Source organism: Bacillus sp. FSL P2-0099, assembly GCF_038007445.1.
GTDB classification, from domain to species: Bacteria; Bacillota; Bacilli; order Bacillales; family Bacillaceae_G; genus Bacillus_A; species Bacillus_A mycoides.
On sequence record NZ_JBBOXE010000001.1, the window covers coordinates 4,719,482 to 4,737,527 of the forward strand.

Below are 18,046 nucleotides of genomic sequence, written 5' to 3' on the forward strand. Positions count from 1 at the left end.
TACCTTTCTCTTTTACAAATAAAAAAACTGCCCTTTCACAGGCAGTTTTTCTTTATCCAAATACTTTTTCAAGTTCATCTTTATCTTGGCTTAGCCAGAAGTTCATTAAGCGTTGTGCTCCTTCTAAGTCGTGAAGCTTCGCTTGGCCACATTGTGTTTCATTTGCAGCTGGAATTTCTGTAATTTGAACCGCATCTTTTAATGTTAGTTCTAATAAATCAATGATTTCTCGAACCGTCGGTGTTCCGCTTACTACAAGATAATATCCTGTTTGGCAACCCATTGGTGAAATATCGATAATATCAAAATGCGGATAACGATCAATATATTTACGTAAATTAAATGCTAATAAATGTTCTAACGTATGAATAACATCTGGTTTCATTGCTTGTTTATTCGGTTGGCAAAAACGAATATCGAATTTATTTACAATACCGTCGCTACCTACGTTGTGAACTCCGCAATGTCTTACATAAGGTGCCTTTACAATCGTATGATCTAATTCAAAGCTTTCTACTGATGGCATACAACATCTCTCCCGCTTTTAATTTAATTCCGTTATATCCAATATGATATAACGGAAATGCACATTAGTAAAGTATTATGTACTGTCGTGCTATAATACTTTAAGACTATGCTGAAAAGGAGACCATTATGAAACAGATTTTTATCGGTATTATACGCTTTTATCAAAAGTTCATTTCTCCGATGACACCGCCAACGTGCCGCTTTCATCCGACTTGCTCTCATTATGGATTAGAAGCGTTTCAAAAACACGGTGCCTTCAAAGGATTTTGGCTTACATGTAAGCGTATATTAAAATGTCACCCTTTCCATCCAGGAGGATTTGATCCTGTCCCAGATAAAAAGGATGACAAAGTAAATTCTTAATTGTCGTAACCATTTACAACTAAATCTAATTTTCCTGTGTCAGGATCTATAACAAGACCGTGAACAGGTACTTCTTCCGGAAGTAACGGATGGTTGCGGAGTATTGACACACTATGTTCTACACTTTCTTCTACACTAGAGAACCCTTGTAAGAATCTTTCTAAATCGATTCCAGAATAACGAAGTGTATCTAATTTCTCTTCTGTTACGCCGCGCTCTTTCATTTTTTCAATTGTACTGCTTGCTTGAATTTTTGCCATACCACAATCATGATGACCGACAACACATACTTCATCAGCTCCAAGCTCATATACAGCGACTAAAATACTACGCATAATACTTCCGAATGGATGTGAAATAACAGCGCCTGCTACTTTAATAATTTTCACATCACCGTTACGCATATTCATTGCTTTCGGTAATAATTCAACAAGACGAGTATCCATACAAGAGATAATTACCATTTTTTTATTTGGAAATTTTCCTGTTTCATACTCTTCGTATTTTTTCTCTTCAACGAACTTTTCATTGTATTGTAAAATCTCTTCTAATGACTTCATAGTAAAGAACCCTCTTTTCTCTCATTTACATTACATATGTAGTGTACCAAAATTTGAAAAACTCAAAAAGGATATTGCTTTATAGTAAAAATAGGATATTTTCAGATAATCGACATAATTCTTTCAAAATATACACACACCTTTGTAACAAGTCTCACATACTTTAAACGTTTTTTCACTATAAACTGATTGTAGATAATGTAAAAAAGGAGTGAATATTTATTATGTCCGACGTTCTGTTACTAAGTCGTTTTCAATTTGCAATTACTATTTTTTATCACTTTTTATTTGTACCTTTGACAATCGGACTTGTTATTTTAGTAGCATGTATGGAAACTCAATACGCCCGCACATTGAATCCAACATACCGCAAAATGGCAAATTTCTGGGGAAAACTTTTTACAATTAACTTCGTAATGGGGATTATAACTGGGATTACGATGGAATTCCAATTTGGAACAAACTGGTCTGAGTACTCCAAATATATGGGGGATATTTTCGGATCACCTCTCGCAATCGAAGCACTCGTTGCCTTCTTCTTAGAATCTACTTTCATGGGAATATGGTTATTCGGTAAAGACAAAATCTCACCAAAATTCCGTGCTTTCTGTATGTGGATGGTTGCACTTGGAACAAATATTTCTGCCCTTTGGATTATTACTGCAAACGGATTCATGCAAAATCCTGTTGGGTACGTAGTACGTAACGGCCGCGCTGAATTAAATGACTTCTGGGCACTTGTTACAAATCCATATGCATGGAATATGTTCTTCCACACTGTAATTGGTTGTTATATTGTCGGTGCTTTCTTCGTTATGGCAATTAGTTCCTATCACTTACTACGTAAAAACGAAGTGGAATTCTTCAAAAAATCATTTAAATTTGGTTTAATGTTAGGTTTATTCGCCGCAACAATTACACCATTTATGGGCCATCAATCCGGTGTATCAGCTGCTAAATATCAACCAGCAAAAGGAGCTGCGATGGAAGCTGTTTGGGAAACCGGAAAAGGACAAGGCTTCTCAATCATTCAAATTCCTGATGTGAAAAATGAAAAAAACTTTGAACTACTTACTATTCCAAAGCTCGGAAGTTTCTTCTATACAAACTCATTTGATGGAGAAATTGTTGGTTTAAAAGATATTCCAAAAGAAGATCGTCCAAATGTTAACCTCGTGTACTATAGCTTCCGCTTAATGGTTGCACTTGGCATGTTCTTTATGGCATTAACTTGGTACGGTTTCTATTTAAACCGAAAAGGAAAACTAGAAAACTCAAAACGTTATTTAAAAATTACAATTTGGTCTGTTTTACTTCCATATATTGCAATTAATGCTGGCTGGATTGTCGCTGAAGTAGGTCGTCAACCGTGGACAGTTTATAAACTAATGCGTACAGCAGAATCCGTGTCACCTATATCAGTTCCACAAATTTGGTTCTCATTAATTAGTTTAATATTGTTCTACACTTTACTCTTAATTGCAGACGTATACTTAATGCTGAAGTTCGCGAAAAAAGGACCCGCTGCATTAGAAGAACCTGCTACTGAAGGAGGTGCGGCTCATGTCTCATGATATGCTTGCAATTATCTGGTTCGGTTTATGGGGCGTAATTTGGACAGTGTACTTCATTCTTGATGGCTACGCACTCGGTAACGGAATGATTTTCCCATTCGTTGCGAAAGACCGACAAGAACGAAATCAATTACAAGAAGCTATCGGCCCGTTCTGGGGTGGTAATGAAGTATGGTTAATTACAGCTGGTGGTGCAACATTTGCTGCCTTTCCAGTCACATATGCAAATATGTTTAGCTACCTATATACACCACTATTTTTAGTACTACTTGCACTATTTGCTCGTGCCGCTGGACTTGAATTTATGCATAAAGACGATTCACCAATTTGGCAAAAAACTTGTAAATGGGCATTTACAATTGGTAGTTTCCTAATCGCCTTCTTATTCGGTGTTACATTCGCTAACCTGTATTACGGGCTGCAAATCGGAAAAGATGGTTATGAAGGAACTTTACTTAGCTTACTAAACCATTATGGTATTTTAGGCGGTCTTTTCTTCACTGCTATATTCGTCGTATCTGGTGCCCTTTGGATTATGATTAAAACAACTGGCGAAGTATCTGATCGTGCTTATAAAATTGCAAGACCATTTTCAATGGCAGCTGCTATCATTTTAGCTATCTTCTATGTCGCAACTGCAAATCGTACAAATTTATTCCAAAACTTCACGGAATATCCTGTACTATTCATTCTTCCAGTACTTGCAATGTTAATGAGTGTACTCACACTTATTATGGTGTACAAACATAAAATCGGCCTTGCATTCACATTCGTTTGCTTAACAATCGCAATGTTTATGACAACTGGTTTTGTAGGTATGTTCCCAAGAATGTTACCATCTCGTATTAACGACGCTTATAGTACAACGTTATACAACGCAGCTGGTAGTCAATTAAATTTAAAAATTATGTTCTTCGTTGCAATCGTCATGGTACCAATCGTTATTGGATATCAGCTTTGGAGCTACAGCATATTTAAAAATAAAATTCATAAAGACTCTGCTAAAGGATATCACTAAAATAAAAAAGACACTTCGAGCGAAGTGTCTTTTTTATTTTACGTATGATTTTCGATAAGATGTTACATTTCTAATCTAACAACTATGATAAAGAAGAATCACTAACAGCTCACAACTAAATTGTATCACAGGGCAAGCACATCATTTTATGCAATTTTACATATAAAAATTATAACGTAGATTGAATTACTTGGTCATACACATCGTTATCCGTTACATCTGCCGTACTAATACCACTGAATGTCCTCACATTTAATCCGGTATTTGAAGATCCCGATCCATTATAAGCTTTCGTTTTTTCAATTGGATGTACGTTATATTTATCACCTAAGTTAATTGTCCCGTTACAGTTCTCAATAATAACCCCTTCCACAATAGCTGGCATTTTATCACCTACTTTCATTTCGTTACTTTTATTTTATGAACATCGCCTACAAAAATAGCATGTTTCAATAAGAAAAAGCACTCAAATTGAGTGCTTTTTCTCTAAGCATTAATGGCAAGTTTGGAGACAGTTGACTTCTTCAAAATTTTATTAGGGGTAATATTTTGAAAAAGAAAGCCTTTCATATGTAGCTTAACACCGCTGGAATATATAGTAAATTGATAATCTTTATACGGAAGATTGCTAATGTTTAGTATAGATAGTTTGCACTACGTTAATAGTGGAAATTATCTATACTAAAAAACAAAAAGACGCCTTTCAAGAAGACGTCCTTTCCCCTGTTTATATATACCCCATCCCGCTTTTTGTAAACACACACTAGAAAACAGAATCATGAATTGTTACAAGATTGTTAGGTACAAAAAGAGTAGAGGTAAATATTAATATAAAATTCTGCTTTATAGCGTGTATCCACAACTTATATTTTAATCCTCTTCCCTTGAAAATAAACATAATATGCATAATTACATACAAAAAAAGACACCCCACAGAGTGCCTCTTCAACCATTTTACTTTTAACATCTCACCTTGAATACATTTTACCATATTTATCTATAACGTTTATTGAGAAAATTCAAAATCCTTATTTTTTAATTAAACAATTATAAAATCATGTAATATAGAAAGTATTATAAAACTTTATAAAAATTGAGGTGTGCACTACTTATGTATTTCGGAATTATTCCTCTTATATTGTTTATTATTTTTCTTATCTCTTACTTAAAGGATCCACGAAAAATAATAAACGGCTTTTTATTTAATGCCTTTTTCTGTTTTTTCCTTATTTTTTGTATGCTTGCAGCTTATGACTCAGGTAATGCTAATCTATACTACATCATGTTTTTACCTATTTTAGCACTTATCATTATGATTCCTTTCGGTATTGTTGCTTTAATGTTTGGGTTATTTCTTAACGCAAGAATTTTAATGAAACGAGAAGGAAGACGTTTTACTAACTGTTTAACACTCATTGCTGCTTTAGGGATTTTATTCTTGATGTTACTCCCTATTATAAATCCAGCAAGTTTATTCTCATCACATTTAAGGCCTATTTTCGCTGGTATTTCTCTTATAACTTTATATTTCTTTATACACTTATCTAACTTCTTAACCGCTTATTTTTTATACCAATTCAACAGACCAAGACGTAATCAAGATTTCATCATCGTTCTTGGTAGCGGCTTAATTAATGATAAAGTACCGCCTTTACTTGCAAGTCGTATTAATAAAGCAATCGACTTTTATTGGAAACAAGCTGCTGTGAATACACCACCAACAATCATTTTCTCTGGTGGACAAGGTCCGGATGAAGGCCTTCCAGAAGCAGAAGCGATGCAAAAGTACGCTGTTGAAAACGGAATTCCTCTTGAACATACAGTGCAAGAAAATCGCTCTGTAAACACATATCAAAATATGTCGTTCTCTAAAAAAATTATGGATTCTTTAAAGCCTGAAGGTAAGTATAAAAGTATTTTTACAACGAATAATTTCCACCTTTTCCGTGCTGGTATATATGCAAGACAAGCTGGTCTTAATAGCCAAGGAATTGGATCCAAAACTGCATTTTATTACTGGCCTAATGCAATGATTCGTGAATATGTTGCGATTGTCGTAATGGGACGTAAACGTCATATGAAAGTTTGCGGAACGGTTTTAGGATTTGCTTTATTCGTATCCGTGCTTAGTTTTATTGTTTCTTAATAACTAAAAAAATGCCCCTCTTTCATGAAAGAGGGGCATTTTTTTAGTTAAATAATTAACATAAACGCATACAGAACATTAATAATTCCAGAAACAACTCCTATGATAGCAAACACTTTACTAGTCCCTGTCACCTTTTTATTTAAACCTAATATAGAAAAAACGATAGCTATACTGCCAACAAGTCCCCACAAATTAATAAACCAAGATATTAATCCTGTTATAAAACCAACTAATGAAAACACCTCTATATCACTATTTGAATGACGATTTACTGGATTCCCCTTAACTATTGCATAACTAAGACTCTCTCCACACTGTCCACAAAACTTATTACCATCGTTCGTTTCATTTCCACATTTCGCGTACAGTATCTCACAGAATCCCTCCTTAAGATCAACGTCTCAAGTGTACATATCCATACTGTTCATTCCCACTTGTTTATATCAAATTATGACCACTCACTTATCAGCTACAGGCGTATTTAAATTAATAATATGGTGATAATATCCCCTGCATACATCCATTAAAGGAGAATTTTTTCAAATTAAATGTTAAAATGGAATTTAGGTGTGAATTACGTAACAAATAAGAAACTAGTTTGAAACGAGGAAATTACATGAAGAAAATTGTCAAGAGTAAGCCCAATAAGCTGAAAATTGCTTCAAAAGCTTTGATGATTATTATTGGGGCATTTATCACAGCGTACGGATTAGAAGCTGTCTTAATTCCAAATAACGTATCCGACGGTGGTGTGACTGGTTTAAGTATCGTTAGTTCAAGATTATTTGGATTGCCATTAGGAGCTCTAATCGCAGTTATTAACATTCCTTTCGTTTGGTTAGGATATAAACAAATCGGTAAAAGCTTTGCAATTTATTCCATCATCGGGATTGCTTCATTAGCAATAGGTACCGTTGTCATGCACGGAATACCAACTATTATTGAAGGCGATACACTACTCGTTACAGTTGTTGGTGGTATTATTATCGGTTTCGGTATGGGACTAGCCTTACGTAACGGCGGCGCATTAGATGGAATCGATATGCTAGCTGTATTACTTTCTCGTAAGTTACCTTTTGGAACAAGTGACCTTATTTTATTCTTAAATATGTTTGTCTTTATTTTTGTTTCAACAGTATTTGGTCTTCAAGGGGCTATCCTTTCGGCAATTGCTTACTTTATCGCTTCGAAAGTGATTCATATCGTTGAAGTTGGTTTAAGTGGTTCGAAAACATTTAAAATCATCACGAAAGAGCCTGAATTAATGGTAGAAACAATTCGCGATCGTTTAGGCCGAAGCGCAACGTATAACGAAGTATACGGTGGTTATTCAAGAGAGAAATTCAAAGAAATTTCTTGTGTAATTAACCGTTTAGAAGAAAGTAAAATGAAGGACCTGATTAATGAAATCGATCCTAATGCCTTTATTACAGTTTATGACGTAGCTGAAGTAAAAGGCGGTAACTTTAAGAAACGTGATATTCATTAATCATTATGAAAAAAGAGGGTGTGCCAAAATATTGGTGCAGCCTCTTTTTATTATGAAGTTGGTAAATCGATATTCCTTTTCGAATCGTTGATATATTTTGAGCTACGATAGATATAATCGAAAAACCGTTGATATATTTTACTCCCCCCATCTTCCCCTGCTTTTAATCCAATCGACGTACTTTTGAAAGGCGGGCACTTCATGCTGAAAGCGAAGCGGAACATATAGAAAGAGAGTACATGTACACAGTATCCATAGAATACCTACTATAAAGTGAAATTTCATCGTTGTGCTAATAAACAAACTGAGGAATAAGACGAGGAACATAATCAAACTAAACCTTTTATATATAGTCATAATAATCTCCTCCTTATAACTTAATTGTACCAGCTATAAGGAATTAATTCCCATAATAAAAAGACCGAAAAGCAAATTTCACTTTTCAGTCTCTATACTATCTTCTCTTCATAATTTTCCCTGAACCGCCAACCCTTGTTTTCGGGGGCGACGTATTCTTTGGTGGGCTTTTAATGGATGATTTCGGCTTCACATCAGATCCACTCGAGCCACCCGGGTTTTTCGTAATTTTCCCTTTGCTTCCGGTAGAAGGCGGTGGCGTCGTTTTACTTCCTTTTTCCGTAATACTTCCTTTATCACCTACAGATGATTTCGGATCTACATTATCGCCTCGCTTAATAATAGATCCTTTCCCTTCCTTCGTAATTGGAGGCGGGGTTTTCTTTTCCTCTTTCGTAGGTGGTCTTTCCGGGATCACCGGTTTATGATTTTGTCTGTCATTATATCCGCGATAATCACCGTATGATGATTTGCGTGAACCGAATATATCGTTTATTATACTCCCCATAATATATCCTTGTAAGAAGGATGGTTGGTAATTTTGACGGACAAATTCTTCATTGCTTATTTCAATTAACGTATCAGATGGTTTCTCTTTATCCTTTTGTAAATTATACATTTTATCAGAATAAACGAGGAACATTTGATTTTCGTCTTCTTTAGATGCTTGCTTCGGTTTCCTTTCGGCTATAAGTTCCTTTGCAACTTCAGGAACCGACCGATTGGCGGCCCTATACACGTAAGATTCTTGTTTACCATCCTTTGCGACAGACTCTAGTGGGTAACGGTCCTGAATTGACTTCGCCTGACCACTTTGACAGCCCGATAAAGCATAACCGGCAATAACAAGTAATGTAACGATAGCAAGTATAGGGATCACGAACGATTTAATCATGGTAAACAATCGGTTTGACATGATTACGCCCCCCTTATGTTGCTCTTATGATTTGTACATCAGCAGGAATAATTACTTCTCCCTCATACATCATTGTGCGACCATTTTGCCATTCAACACGTAATAATTTGCGGTTATCAGATTGGAATTCCCATACGTACTGTTCTTCTGAAGCAGCGAATGGTGTTTTCCCCATAACAACAACACGTCCATTATATTGTTCTTCCATATGATACTCTATATCATCCATTTCAATCGTCGTCGGAATTTCATCGATTGAATCTAAACGACCATCAATCGGTGTATACAATTTGTAATACGTATTTTCACGGTCTTCAATTTTCAAATAACGAATATCTTTCCCATCCTGCAAAGTTAAAATAATCTCCTTGCGAGAATGCATGCTCGTTTTCCCAGTTAATTCGTACATGACTAACGAGACTTCAATCATATCGCCAGGAGCCAACGTTAAAAGACTCTTTTCTGGCTTCGGCGGCTCCGGACTCTTCATTATATTTTTAATACGTTTAAATAAACTCACAATCTACCCCTCCTTTTCTCTTTATAAACAAGCACCTAAAATAAGTGCACCAACGATATGTAATGAACCAGCTAACAACGCATGTGCTACGCTGCCTTCTTTCGTTCCTTCTTCTAAATCTAAACCAGACACTTTCTTTAACACAAACTCAATGAACATTTCTACAATTAATAAAATAACGAATGAAACTGCTGAGGCAAGAAGCGCTTGCCATAAGTCATTCGCTTTCGTTATAGATTGAGATAAAATGTACCCTTGCGCAAATAATTTCATAACGAAACGCGTTGTCACTGCTGTATTTCCATTTTTCATTTCTTTTAAATCATTGTATTTTGTAAAAATCGAATCAACCCACATAATTGCAAATAAAAGTACTGCACTCGCTCCAGTCCATACAAGCATAGCTAAAACATTCATCCACGTCATTACAAAACCTCCTCTAAAAAAGTAAAGTGAAACTTTAATCAGTGGGGAGTTTTCCATCCCCTACTGATTATTAGCCTTCACCAATCGGGCATTTACGGGCAGCCCGACTCCCACCAACCTCTCTGCTTTCACAAAATGTTGAGGTGGGAGTCTTTGCCCGCAAATAGCGGGATAATAGAAAACCGACATGAATTCTCTTCAGACATGTCGGTTTCTTTGTCTATTCTATATTATTTCTCATACTGCTTCATAATACGAGCTAATTCATCGTCAACAACAGAATTTTTGTTTAAGCTTGCGAATTCATCATCTAACGACTTTTCTTTCTTGTAAATTTCGCCGCTTGCTTCTGCTTCAGCCTCTAATTGAAGTGCTTTCTCTTCCATACGGCTTAAACCAGCTTTTGCTGAATTTGAATCAAATCCAGACATCGCCTGATTAATATTCTTTTGTGCTTTCGCTGCATTTACACGTGCAACAAGTGTTTCACGTTTATTTTTCAGCTCTGTTAATTGCTTACGCATTTCTTCTAGCTTAAGACGAAGGTTATCAGCAGCTGCTTTGTTTTGCTCATAGCTCGCTTTATACTCATTCATCTTTTGCTCTGCATTTTGTTTTTCTTCTAAAGCACGGCGCGCAAGATCTAAGTTGCTAGCTTGAACAGCCATATGAGCTTGCTCTTCACGTTTTTTCACAAGTGCTTCTTGCTCTTCAAATAATATTTTGAATTTCTTCTCAAGTGCGATTTGAGCTGCTACACTTTTCTCAGCTTCTTGTACATCCGCTTGCATATCGCGTAAATATTGATCCGTCATCTTAACTGGATCTTCAGCTTTTTCAATTAATGAATACACATTCGACATTGTTAAATCTCTTAATCGTTTAAATACAGACATCCAAATTCCTCCTATGATATACCTCATATTTCAAATTCACTACTTGGAAAACTGAAAAATCTCCCTTAACAGTAAAGAATATTCATTTTTACAGCCTATGTGTTTATTATAACAAAACTAATATGTCCTTACATGTTATTTCCAAAATACAGCCAATATAATATGACATTCTAGATAAAACATTGTATTCCTAATATATTCTCATTAACCCTCTTCAGAATTGACTTATTTTTATGCACTTTCACTAAATTACATTATTGTAATATTACTGTAAGCTAACTCGATAGTTACGTTGCAATATTTCTTATACACTAATACCAGAAGCAACGAACAAGCTTCTCATCATTTCAGAACTAATACAAAAATGTATTTACTATAAAACATATAAAAGGAGAAATCATCATGAAAAAATTAGTAGGAATCGGATTAGCAGCAGCAATTTCATTCGGAGCATTATCAGGTTGTTCTTTATTAGGAGAGAAAGCGAACGGCTTTGTACTATATGGAACAGATGAGCAAGTTCAGAAAATTACAGATCAAAATAAAAAAGAAGTGAAAGAAAAAGACTTCTATAAAATGAAAATGACAACATTAGAGGGTAAAAAAGTTCTTGTCATGGATAAGAAAACTGGTGAAGAACTGGTGAAGAAAGAGTTACTTAGCAAAGTTAATGAAAAAGACGACACGAAACCACTTGATAAATTACCAGCTGTAACAGCAGAGCAAGGTGTATTATTTGCTAAAGAAAAAGTAGAAAATGCTACACTTGATGGAGCAAAATTAAAATACGAAGGCAATACAATTATCGGAAGTGGCCGTGCATATGCCGACATGTTCGCGATTGTTGATGATGCAACTTACGTAAATGTAAAAGGCGATGAAAAATCTGTTGGGGTATTAAAATTCGATAAAGACCCTAGTAAAGAATTCCCTGGCTACAACGGCGTAGAAGCATCACAACTTGTAAAAATTAAAAAGTAAACAAAAAAGCTTTGCGAAATTCGCAAAGCTTTTTTCTATTTCTGAGCAATTTGCTCCATATCTGGACTACAAGTTTGCGACTGACATGACTTACTTAAAGAGCATGCTGCGCATTTTCCCTTTTTACTTCTCTTTACAAAATTAACTAACGTATATGCTGCATAACCAAAAATGATAGCTCCAATTATAATATTGACCATCACCGCGATACATCTCCTTCTAGAATCCGAGTAAGGACCCAACTTGGTATATAATGAGCGTTAATACATAAGCAACAACGAGCGGATAAACGACAGAGAAAACTGTCCATTTCATCGATCCTGTTTCACGTTTAATAACAGCTACTGTCGCTAAGCACGGAACATATAATAAAACAAAGAACATAAATGCATATGCTGATAGCGCAGTATAATGTGCTCCCATTACATTTCCTAGCACATCTTCTTTAACCGCATAAATAATTGCCATTGTAGAAACGACAACTTCTTTCGCTAAAAATCCTGTTAGAAGGGATGCCCCAGCTTGCCACGTTCCAAAACCGAGCGGTGCAAATAGTGGTGCGATAAATCCACCAATCATCGCTAAGAAACTGTCTCCCATATCAACACCAAATCCTGATGGACCTGCATAGTTTAATAACCAAATGACAACAGAACCACCGAAGATGAATGTACCCGCTTTACGAACAAATCCTTTACCTTTCTCCCACGTGCTGAGCCATAACGTTTTCGCTTGCGGCACACGGTAAGGTGGTAGTTCAATTACAAAAATAGATTTTTCTGCTTTTAAAATAGTAAGAGACATAATTTTTGTAACGAGTAATGCAAGAACAATCCCTGCGATATATAAAGAGAACACAACAGTCGCCTGACTATGAGGGAAGAAAACTCCCGCAAATAGTGCATATACAGGTAAACGTGCCGAACAAGACATAAATGGTGTTACAAGAACTGTAAGTAACCTTTCTTTTTCTTGTTCAATCGTTCTCGCTGCCATAATACCTGGAACGTTACATCCAAAGCCGATAATCATGGGAATAAATGCTTTTCCGTTTAAACCGAAAAACTCCATAATTCTATCCATAACAACTGCAATTCGTGCCATATATCCTGAGTCTTCTAATAATGAAATGAAGAAGAATAGTGCAAAGATTTGTGGAACGAATACTAATACCGCACCAACACCAGCAATAATACCTTCTGTAACGAGTGCTTGAATAAAGTCAGAAGCCCCAACACTTGTGAGCCCAGCTGTAACCCAATCAGTAAGTTGTCCGCCAAAAAATCCATCAAGCATATCAGATAAAGGTGTACCAATCCACGTAAACGTAACCTGAAAAATAAAAAACATAACTGCTAAAAAGATTGGAAGTCCTAAAATTTTATGTGTAATTAACCTATCAATTTTTTCTGAAAAAGGAATTTTTCCTTCTTTCTCATGTTGCATAACATTTGTTTTTAACTTTTCAATATACGCTTCACGAGTCTTGTAAATGTGCTCTTCCAACGTACAATCAAGTTTTCCATCTAAACGAGATCGAATGGCTATAAGTTCCTTATAAATTGGTAATGCTTTCATTTCTTTTTCTACTACTTCGTTATTGCTTAAAAATTGAAGGGCTAACCATCTCGGATGCTCATAATCCGCTGTCTCTAAAAGAGCGATTACCTCTCCAATCCCTTCATCCATTTGTACACCATATGAAATAATGAATGGCTTTTTCTCTTTTTGTTTCTCTTCATGAAGAGTAGTAAGTAATTCTTCACAGCCTTTTCCGGTTCTTGCGATGACAGGAACGACTGTTACACCTAATATTTCTGATAGCCGTTTTACATTAATCACAATTCCTCTTTGCTTTGCCACATCAATCATATTTAAACCAATTGAAACGGGCTTACCAAATTCAAGTAATTGCAATGTTAAATGCATATTTCGCTCAAATTGAGAAGAATCCACTATATTTAACATATGATGAAATTCATCTGTTAGTAGAAAATTCGTAACGACACCTTCATCACGTGAAACTGGATTCAAATCATAAACGCCTGGTAAATCAATTAATGTTCCTTGCTTATCTTTTAATTTACCAACCTTCTTTTCTACTGTTACACCACTCCAGTTTCCTACATATTCATAAGAACCGGTAAGTGCATTAAATAATGATGTTTTCCCTGTATTCGGATTCCCTAGCAAAGCAACCTTATTCACGCTAATTCCACCTTTATCATTTTCGCGTCACAATGACGAATACTAATTAACTGTCCACGACACTCCAATGTACAAGGACCTTTAAACATCGCTTTCTGTTTCAAGCGAAGTTCGCTTCCTTCCGCCAGACCGAAAGCAGCCAGTCTACGCTTCAATAATTGATCTAACGACTGAATACTTTTTACTAACACTTTCTCACCAATTTTAATATCTACTAAGCTCATAACCTTCCCCCTCAGAAGAGAATGATAATTATTTTCAAAAAAATTATATCACACCCTATTTCACTTGGACTATATCTTTTTGCTTCATATTTATTAATATTTCAATACAATTATATTTCAATAATTGTCATACAAAGTGCATTTGCCATTCTCATCCATTTCGCTTACAATAAACAATAACAAATAAAGAATCTCGTTATCACAGGGGGAGCCTTACCGCTGAGAGGGAACAATTCGTTCCGACCCTTTGAACCTGTTAGTTAATGCTAACGCAGGAATTGTGCAAACGTCCGAAATACACACCTCTTTTTTTATTTACGTATTTCGTATCCTCCTATGATAATGTTCTTTTTTGTGCAACTTGGATTTAGGGGGAGACAACATGCGTAACACCAATTTACAAGCGATGATCGAATCTGCTATTCTTGCAGCCTTCGCCTTGATTATCGACATTCTACCATTATCAATTAAACTTCCGACAGGCGGTTCCATCTCATTTGCTATGATTCCTATTTTTATTATCGCATACCGCTGGGGCTTCAAAAGGGCTTTCTTAGGAGGCTTAATTTGGGGGCTTTTACAAATTGTCGTAGGCGATGCTTACATTCTAACACCAGTTCAAGCATTCATTGAGTACTTCATTGCCTTTGCCTTTATCGGCTTTGCTGGTTTATTCTATCGTCCAATTCAAAAAGCACTTGCCTCAGACAACAGTAATGCAGAGCATTCAAGTTTTGGTAATCGCAAAGATAAACCAAAACAAAACAAAGGAAAAAAAGCACTCGTTTACATTATCCTTGCCACATTTGTCGGCAGCTTTGCACGCTATTTCTGTCATTTTATTGCTGGTATTATTTTCTTTGGTCAATATGCACCTAAAGGACAATCAGCTGTGCTATATTCATTAATTATAAACGGCAGTACCATGATCGGTTCTTTCATACTATGTACTGTATTACTAATTCTTTTATTTACAACTTCACCACGCTTATTCAAAAGCATCGGTGCTTATCAAATGAATACACAAAAAAAGGGCGCTTAATTAGCGCTCTTTTTTCATATCGTAATATCAATTAAAAATACAATAAATGCACAAAAGAAAATAAATACCATTATACTTAGCCAATTGCTATGCACGGTTCATCGACTCCTTACATAACCTCATTTTCTATCCAAATTATACTGCTCCAAAATAAAGATTAGGTAAAGATAATATGAAAACAAATTAAAAAAGCGTAACATGATTGTCTACGCTTTTTTCGGTAAATAGAAGTAAAATAACACACCATCTTCGGTATTCTTCACCCCATATTCAGCATTGTGCAGTTCTAAAATATTTTTTGAAATCGCAAGGCCAAGCCCTGTTCCACCTTGTGAACGTTTCCGTGCCGCATCCACACGATAAAAACGATCCCAAATTTTATCTAATTGTTCTTCTTCAATGTGAGCACCTTTATTTTCAATACACACTTTTATATGATTCTTCCCGTCTATTGTGGAAATAATAATATCTTCTTTTTCTGGTGTATAACGTATTGCATTCGTAATAAAATTCACAATTACTTGTTCAATTCTATTTTGATTCCCAATCACTTCTGCTGGACATATATGTTTGTGCACACTCAGTTCTTTTTTCTCTATCTCCGCTGAAAGCTGTTCACATATTTCTTCAATCACTCCATCTATATAGAAAGAATCCATCTTCATGTTATATGTGCCAGACTCAAATTTAGCTAATTCAAGCATATCCAAAATTAGTATATCCATCTTGTCTACTTCTTTTTCCATCGCCTGAAAATAGTAGTCTTTCTTATGTTCAGCTACCCCATCTTTTAAAATGGAAATACAGCTTTTCATAATACTCAGCGGCGTTTTTAGTTCATGCGATACACCCGCAATAAATTCTTTCCTTGTGTTTTCTAACTTTCTTTCTTTTTCAATATCTTGTTCTAACTGTCCAATATGTGAATGTAGTTTATTAGATAATGTATTAATATTTTGCGATAAATCACCAATTTCATCTTTTGAAGTAATCGGAATTTTTTCTGTGAAATCCAAATGAGCTATTTTCTTCGTTGTATCATTTATTTTTAGTAGCGGTTTTGCAATTTGTTTTGAGTAATAAAACGAAGCTAGAAAAATTAGAATGACTACAAATGCAACAATATAGATGTAATAATCTTGCACCATTTGTACAGCCTCATCTACAGGCTGTAAAGAAGCCATCGCATATATATATGTTACCGATCCGTCTTTTTCTTTTTTTGGTTTAATTAATAATTTATATTTTATATCATTTTTTTCATAGTCCATTATTTGTGTTGAATACTGTATATGATTATTCTCTTTTAATAATAAATCAGTTTGAAATTCCTTTATGCTATCTAAGAATAAACTATTTTTATAAATTGGATTCACAGGACCTTTTACATCGGGGAACTGTACTTTCGTAACACGTCCTACTATGAAAGCATCTAATTCCTGAGCAGCTTGCTCCTGAACGGCCGGCTTCTTTTCCTTAACAACTTGTTCCTCAGCTGCTTTCTTTTTCTCCTGATCTAATTTAAGCATTTTCTCATTAAATGCTTTTTCTAACGGTTTATTAGATCCACTTAAATTTTGCTTACCTAACGAGAAAGAGAATGGAATAAAACTTTCTTCTTTTCTCACTCCAGAAAAATAAATTTCTTGTCCTAAAAACTTCTCTGATAATTTATTATCAATCTCCTCTATATTGACGAGATTACCTAAGGGAATCTTGAATATTTGTTGTCCAAAGCTCTTTTGTTGCCTACGGTCTATCGTTACTTCAAAATAAAAATCATCCACATGTTTTAAATTCCCATTCTGATCTAATATCGTAATCCACGTATTATTTTCTCTTAAAAAATCTTGCTCCAGCTTCTGAATTCCTTCTGCATTTCCTACATAATTCAAATAATTCTTCTCAAAGGAATTTAAATTCACTTTAATATCTTCTACTTTTCGGTTCGCATAATATTGTTTAAAAAATATCGTTTGACCAATAAATATCGTCGCTAAAATCAACATACATAGAGCTGTTGTAAGGGTAAATAATTTAAGTACAATCCCTTTTCTCATATGTTCCCCTCGAATTTATAACCGGTTCGCACTACAGTTGTAATGTACTTTGCTTTCTCTCCTAATTTATTTCGCAAATTACGAATATGACTATTAACCGTTCGATCATCGCCAGCAAATTCGTACCCCCAAATTCTTGAAATTAACTGTTCTCTTGTTAGTACAATCCCTTGATTTTTCATGAAATAAGCTAATATTTCAAATTCTGTATGTGTTAAAGTAATGTCTGCCTCATCAACAGTAACAGTACGTGACGGAAAATGGACGTGAATGCCATGAATTGATAACGTATCATCTTCATTTTCCAAAGGTTTCTTTGATGCTTGTCTGCTTTCTAATAATCGTTTCGCTCTCGCTAATAAAATAGGCGGACTATATGGTTTCGCAACATAATCATCTGCCCCAAGCTCAAACCCAAGTAATGTATCATCTTCATCTACACGTGCCGTCAGCATAATAATTGGAACCCCCGACGTCTTACGAATCCTTCGGCAAACAGACCATCCATCAAGTTCCGGCAACATAATATCAAGTATAACTAAATCGACCTCTTCTTCTTCAAATAAGACTAAAGCTTCTTTTCCATCTCTCGCTTCAAGCACTTTATATTGTTCACTCAAAAAGTAATCCTTTAATATTTCGCGTAAAATATCTTCATCTTCAACAATCAAAATGTTTTTTGACATAATCTATGTCTCCCCCTCTCGCTTTAAGAAATTACTATTCAAAGCTCTA

General features: G+C 35.2%; 21 protein-coding genes and 1 riboswitch. Of the genes, 7 read left to right on the forward strand and 14 right to left on the reverse strand.

The genetic code is table 11. The features are described from left to right. Positions 1-52: 52 nt before the first annotated feature. Complete coding sequence (gene luxS / locus MKY90_RS24495) at positions 53-526, reverse strand: S-ribosylhomocysteine lyase LuxS (RefSeq protein ID WP_001141371.1); 474 nt, start codon at positions 524-526, stop codon at positions 53-55. 128 nt (positions 527-654) lie between these two features. Here luxS and yidD point away from each other — a divergent pair, with 128 nt between their 5' ends. After that, a complete protein-coding gene (yidD, locus tag MKY90_RS24500) occupies positions 655-891 on the forward strand; it encodes a membrane protein insertion efficiency factor YidD (RefSeq protein ID WP_002112460.1) in 237 nt (78 codons plus the stop codon). Here the strand turns inward: yidD and MKY90_RS24505 are convergent. Then, entirely contained in the window at positions 888-1,451 is a 564-nt protein-coding gene (locus MKY90_RS24505; protein WP_002015742.1) for a beta-class carbonic anhydrase, read from the reverse strand. The genes yidD and MKY90_RS24505 overlap by 4 nt on opposite strands. Positions 1,452-1,675: 224 nt before the next feature. Between MKY90_RS24505 and cydA the strand changes: the two genes are divergently transcribed. Then, positions 1,676-3,025 carry a cytochrome ubiquinol oxidase subunit I gene (cydA, locus tag MKY90_RS24510; protein WP_341092778.1) on the forward strand — a complete coding sequence of 450 codons (1,350 nt, stop codon included), beginning with the start codon at positions 1,676-1,678 and terminating at the stop codon, positions 3,023-3,025. After that, entirely contained in the window at positions 3,015-4,043 is a 1,029-nt protein-coding gene (gene cydB / locus MKY90_RS24515) for a cytochrome d ubiquinol oxidase subunit II (RefSeq protein WP_215599265.1), read from the forward strand. The genes cydA and cydB overlap by 11 nt, the downstream gene beginning before the upstream one ends. A 169-nt stretch (positions 4,044-4,212) precedes the next feature. Here the strand turns inward: cydB and MKY90_RS24520 are convergent, their stop codons facing one another. Further along, on the reverse strand, positions 4,213-4,446 hold the full coding sequence (locus MKY90_RS24520) for a spore germination protein (protein WP_002015747.1): 234 nt from the start codon (positions 4,444-4,446) through the stop codon (positions 4,213-4,215). 708 nt (positions 4,447-5,154) lie between these two features. Between MKY90_RS24520 and MKY90_RS24525 the strand changes: the two genes are divergently transcribed. After that, positions 5,155-6,189 (forward strand): YdcF family protein, encoded by a 1,035-nt coding sequence (locus tag MKY90_RS24525; RefSeq protein WP_098167635.1) that lies wholly within the window; start codon positions 5,155-5,157, stop codon positions 6,187-6,189. A gap of 47 nt (positions 6,190-6,236) precedes the next feature. Here the strand turns inward: MKY90_RS24525 and MKY90_RS24530 are convergent, their stop codons facing one another. Then, complete coding sequence (locus tag MKY90_RS24530; RefSeq protein ID WP_098167636.1) at positions 6,237-6,563, reverse strand: zinc ribbon domain-containing protein; 327 nt, start codon at positions 6,561-6,563, stop codon at positions 6,237-6,239. Positions 6,564-6,808: 245 nt separating this feature from the next. On the opposite strand from MKY90_RS24530, the gene MKY90_RS24535 reads away from it, so the two are divergent. Further along, complete coding sequence (locus MKY90_RS24535; RefSeq protein WP_002138778.1) at positions 6,809-7,681, forward strand: YitT family protein; 873 nt, start codon at positions 6,809-6,811, stop codon at positions 7,679-7,681. 138 nt (positions 7,682-7,819) lie between these two features. Here the strand turns inward: MKY90_RS24535 and MKY90_RS24540 are convergent, their stop codons facing one another. From MKY90_RS24540 to MKY90_RS24560, 5 genes are all read right to left on the reverse strand, one after another. After that, positions 7,820-8,038 carry a hypothetical protein gene (locus MKY90_RS24540; protein WP_098167637.1) on the reverse strand — a complete coding sequence of 73 codons (219 nt, stop codon included), beginning with the start codon at positions 8,036-8,038 and terminating at the stop codon, positions 7,820-7,822. Positions 8,039-8,135: 97 nt separating this feature from the next. After that, the gene (locus MKY90_RS24545; RefSeq protein WP_098167638.1) at positions 8,136-8,954 is read right to left on the reverse strand and encodes a DUF4247 domain-containing protein; all 819 of its coding nucleotides are present in this window, start codon (positions 8,952-8,954) and stop codon (positions 8,136-8,138) included. A gap of 13 nt (positions 8,955-8,967) precedes the next feature. Continuing rightward, on the reverse strand, positions 8,968-9,474 hold the full coding sequence (locus MKY90_RS24550) for a DUF4178 domain-containing protein (protein WP_002015752.1): 507 nt from the start codon (positions 9,472-9,474) through the stop codon (positions 8,968-8,970). 21 nt (positions 9,475-9,495) lie between these two features. Beyond that, a complete protein-coding gene (locus tag MKY90_RS24555) occupies positions 9,496-9,900 on the reverse strand; it encodes a DUF350 domain-containing protein (RefSeq protein WP_061674546.1) in 405 nt (134 codons plus the stop codon). A 230-nt stretch (positions 9,901-10,130) separates the two neighbouring features. Beyond that, entirely contained in the window at positions 10,131-10,796 is a 666-nt protein-coding gene (locus tag MKY90_RS24560; RefSeq protein ID WP_002015754.1) for a PspA/IM30 family protein, read from the reverse strand. A gap of 402 nt (positions 10,797-11,198) precedes the next feature. Here MKY90_RS24560 and MKY90_RS24565 point away from each other — a divergent pair, with 402 nt between their 5' ends. Then, complete coding sequence (locus MKY90_RS24565) at positions 11,199-11,777, forward strand: lipoprotein BA_5634 family protein (protein WP_131935006.1); 579 nt, start codon at positions 11,199-11,201, stop codon at positions 11,775-11,777. Between the two features lie 35 nt (positions 11,778-11,812). Here MKY90_RS24565 and MKY90_RS24570 read toward each other — a convergent pair whose 3' ends face one another. Genes MKY90_RS24570 through MKY90_RS24580 form a run of 3 tightly spaced genes read right to left on the reverse strand, consistent with a single transcriptional unit; the run spans position 11,813 to position 14,209 of the window. Beyond that, complete coding sequence (locus MKY90_RS24570) at positions 11,813-11,980, reverse strand: FeoB-associated Cys-rich membrane protein (protein ID WP_033708410.1); 168 nt, start codon at positions 11,978-11,980, stop codon at positions 11,813-11,815. 16 nt (positions 11,981-11,996) lie between these two features. Beyond that, positions 11,997-13,985, reverse strand: coding sequence for a ferrous iron transport protein B (gene feoB / locus MKY90_RS24575; protein ID WP_215599262.1), 1,989 nt, complete (start codon positions 13,983-13,985; stop codon positions 11,997-11,999). Further along, a complete protein-coding gene (locus MKY90_RS24580; RefSeq protein WP_000060512.1) occupies positions 13,982-14,209 on the reverse strand; it encodes a FeoA family protein in 228 nt (75 codons plus the stop codon). The genes feoB and MKY90_RS24580 overlap by 4 nt, the downstream gene beginning before the upstream one ends. Positions 14,210-14,403: 194 nt before the next feature. Further along, a riboswitch (TPP riboswitch) is annotated at positions 14,404-14,505 on the forward strand. Between the two features lie 86 nt (positions 14,506-14,591). On the opposite strand from MKY90_RS24580, the gene thiT reads away from it, so the two are divergent. Beyond that, positions 14,592-15,251, forward strand: a complete 660-nt coding sequence (gene thiT / locus MKY90_RS24585) for an energy-coupled thiamine transporter ThiT (RefSeq protein ID WP_098167641.1) — start codon at positions 14,592-14,594, stop codon at positions 15,249-15,251. Positions 15,252-15,457: 206 nt separating this feature from the next. On the opposite strand, the gene MKY90_RS24590 is transcribed toward thiT, so the two are convergent. Both MKY90_RS24590 and MKY90_RS24595 read right to left on the reverse strand, forming a co-directional pair. Continuing rightward, positions 15,458-17,311 (reverse strand): sensor histidine kinase, encoded by a 1,854-nt coding sequence (locus tag MKY90_RS24590; protein WP_215599261.1) that lies wholly within the window; start codon positions 17,309-17,311, stop codon positions 15,458-15,460. Further along, a complete protein-coding gene (locus MKY90_RS24595) occupies positions 17,308-17,997 on the reverse strand; it encodes a response regulator transcription factor (protein ID WP_000041840.1) in 690 nt (229 codons plus the stop codon). Before MKY90_RS24595 ends, MKY90_RS24590 begins: the two co-directional genes overlap by 4 nt. Positions 17,998-18,046 lie beyond the last annotated feature (49 nt).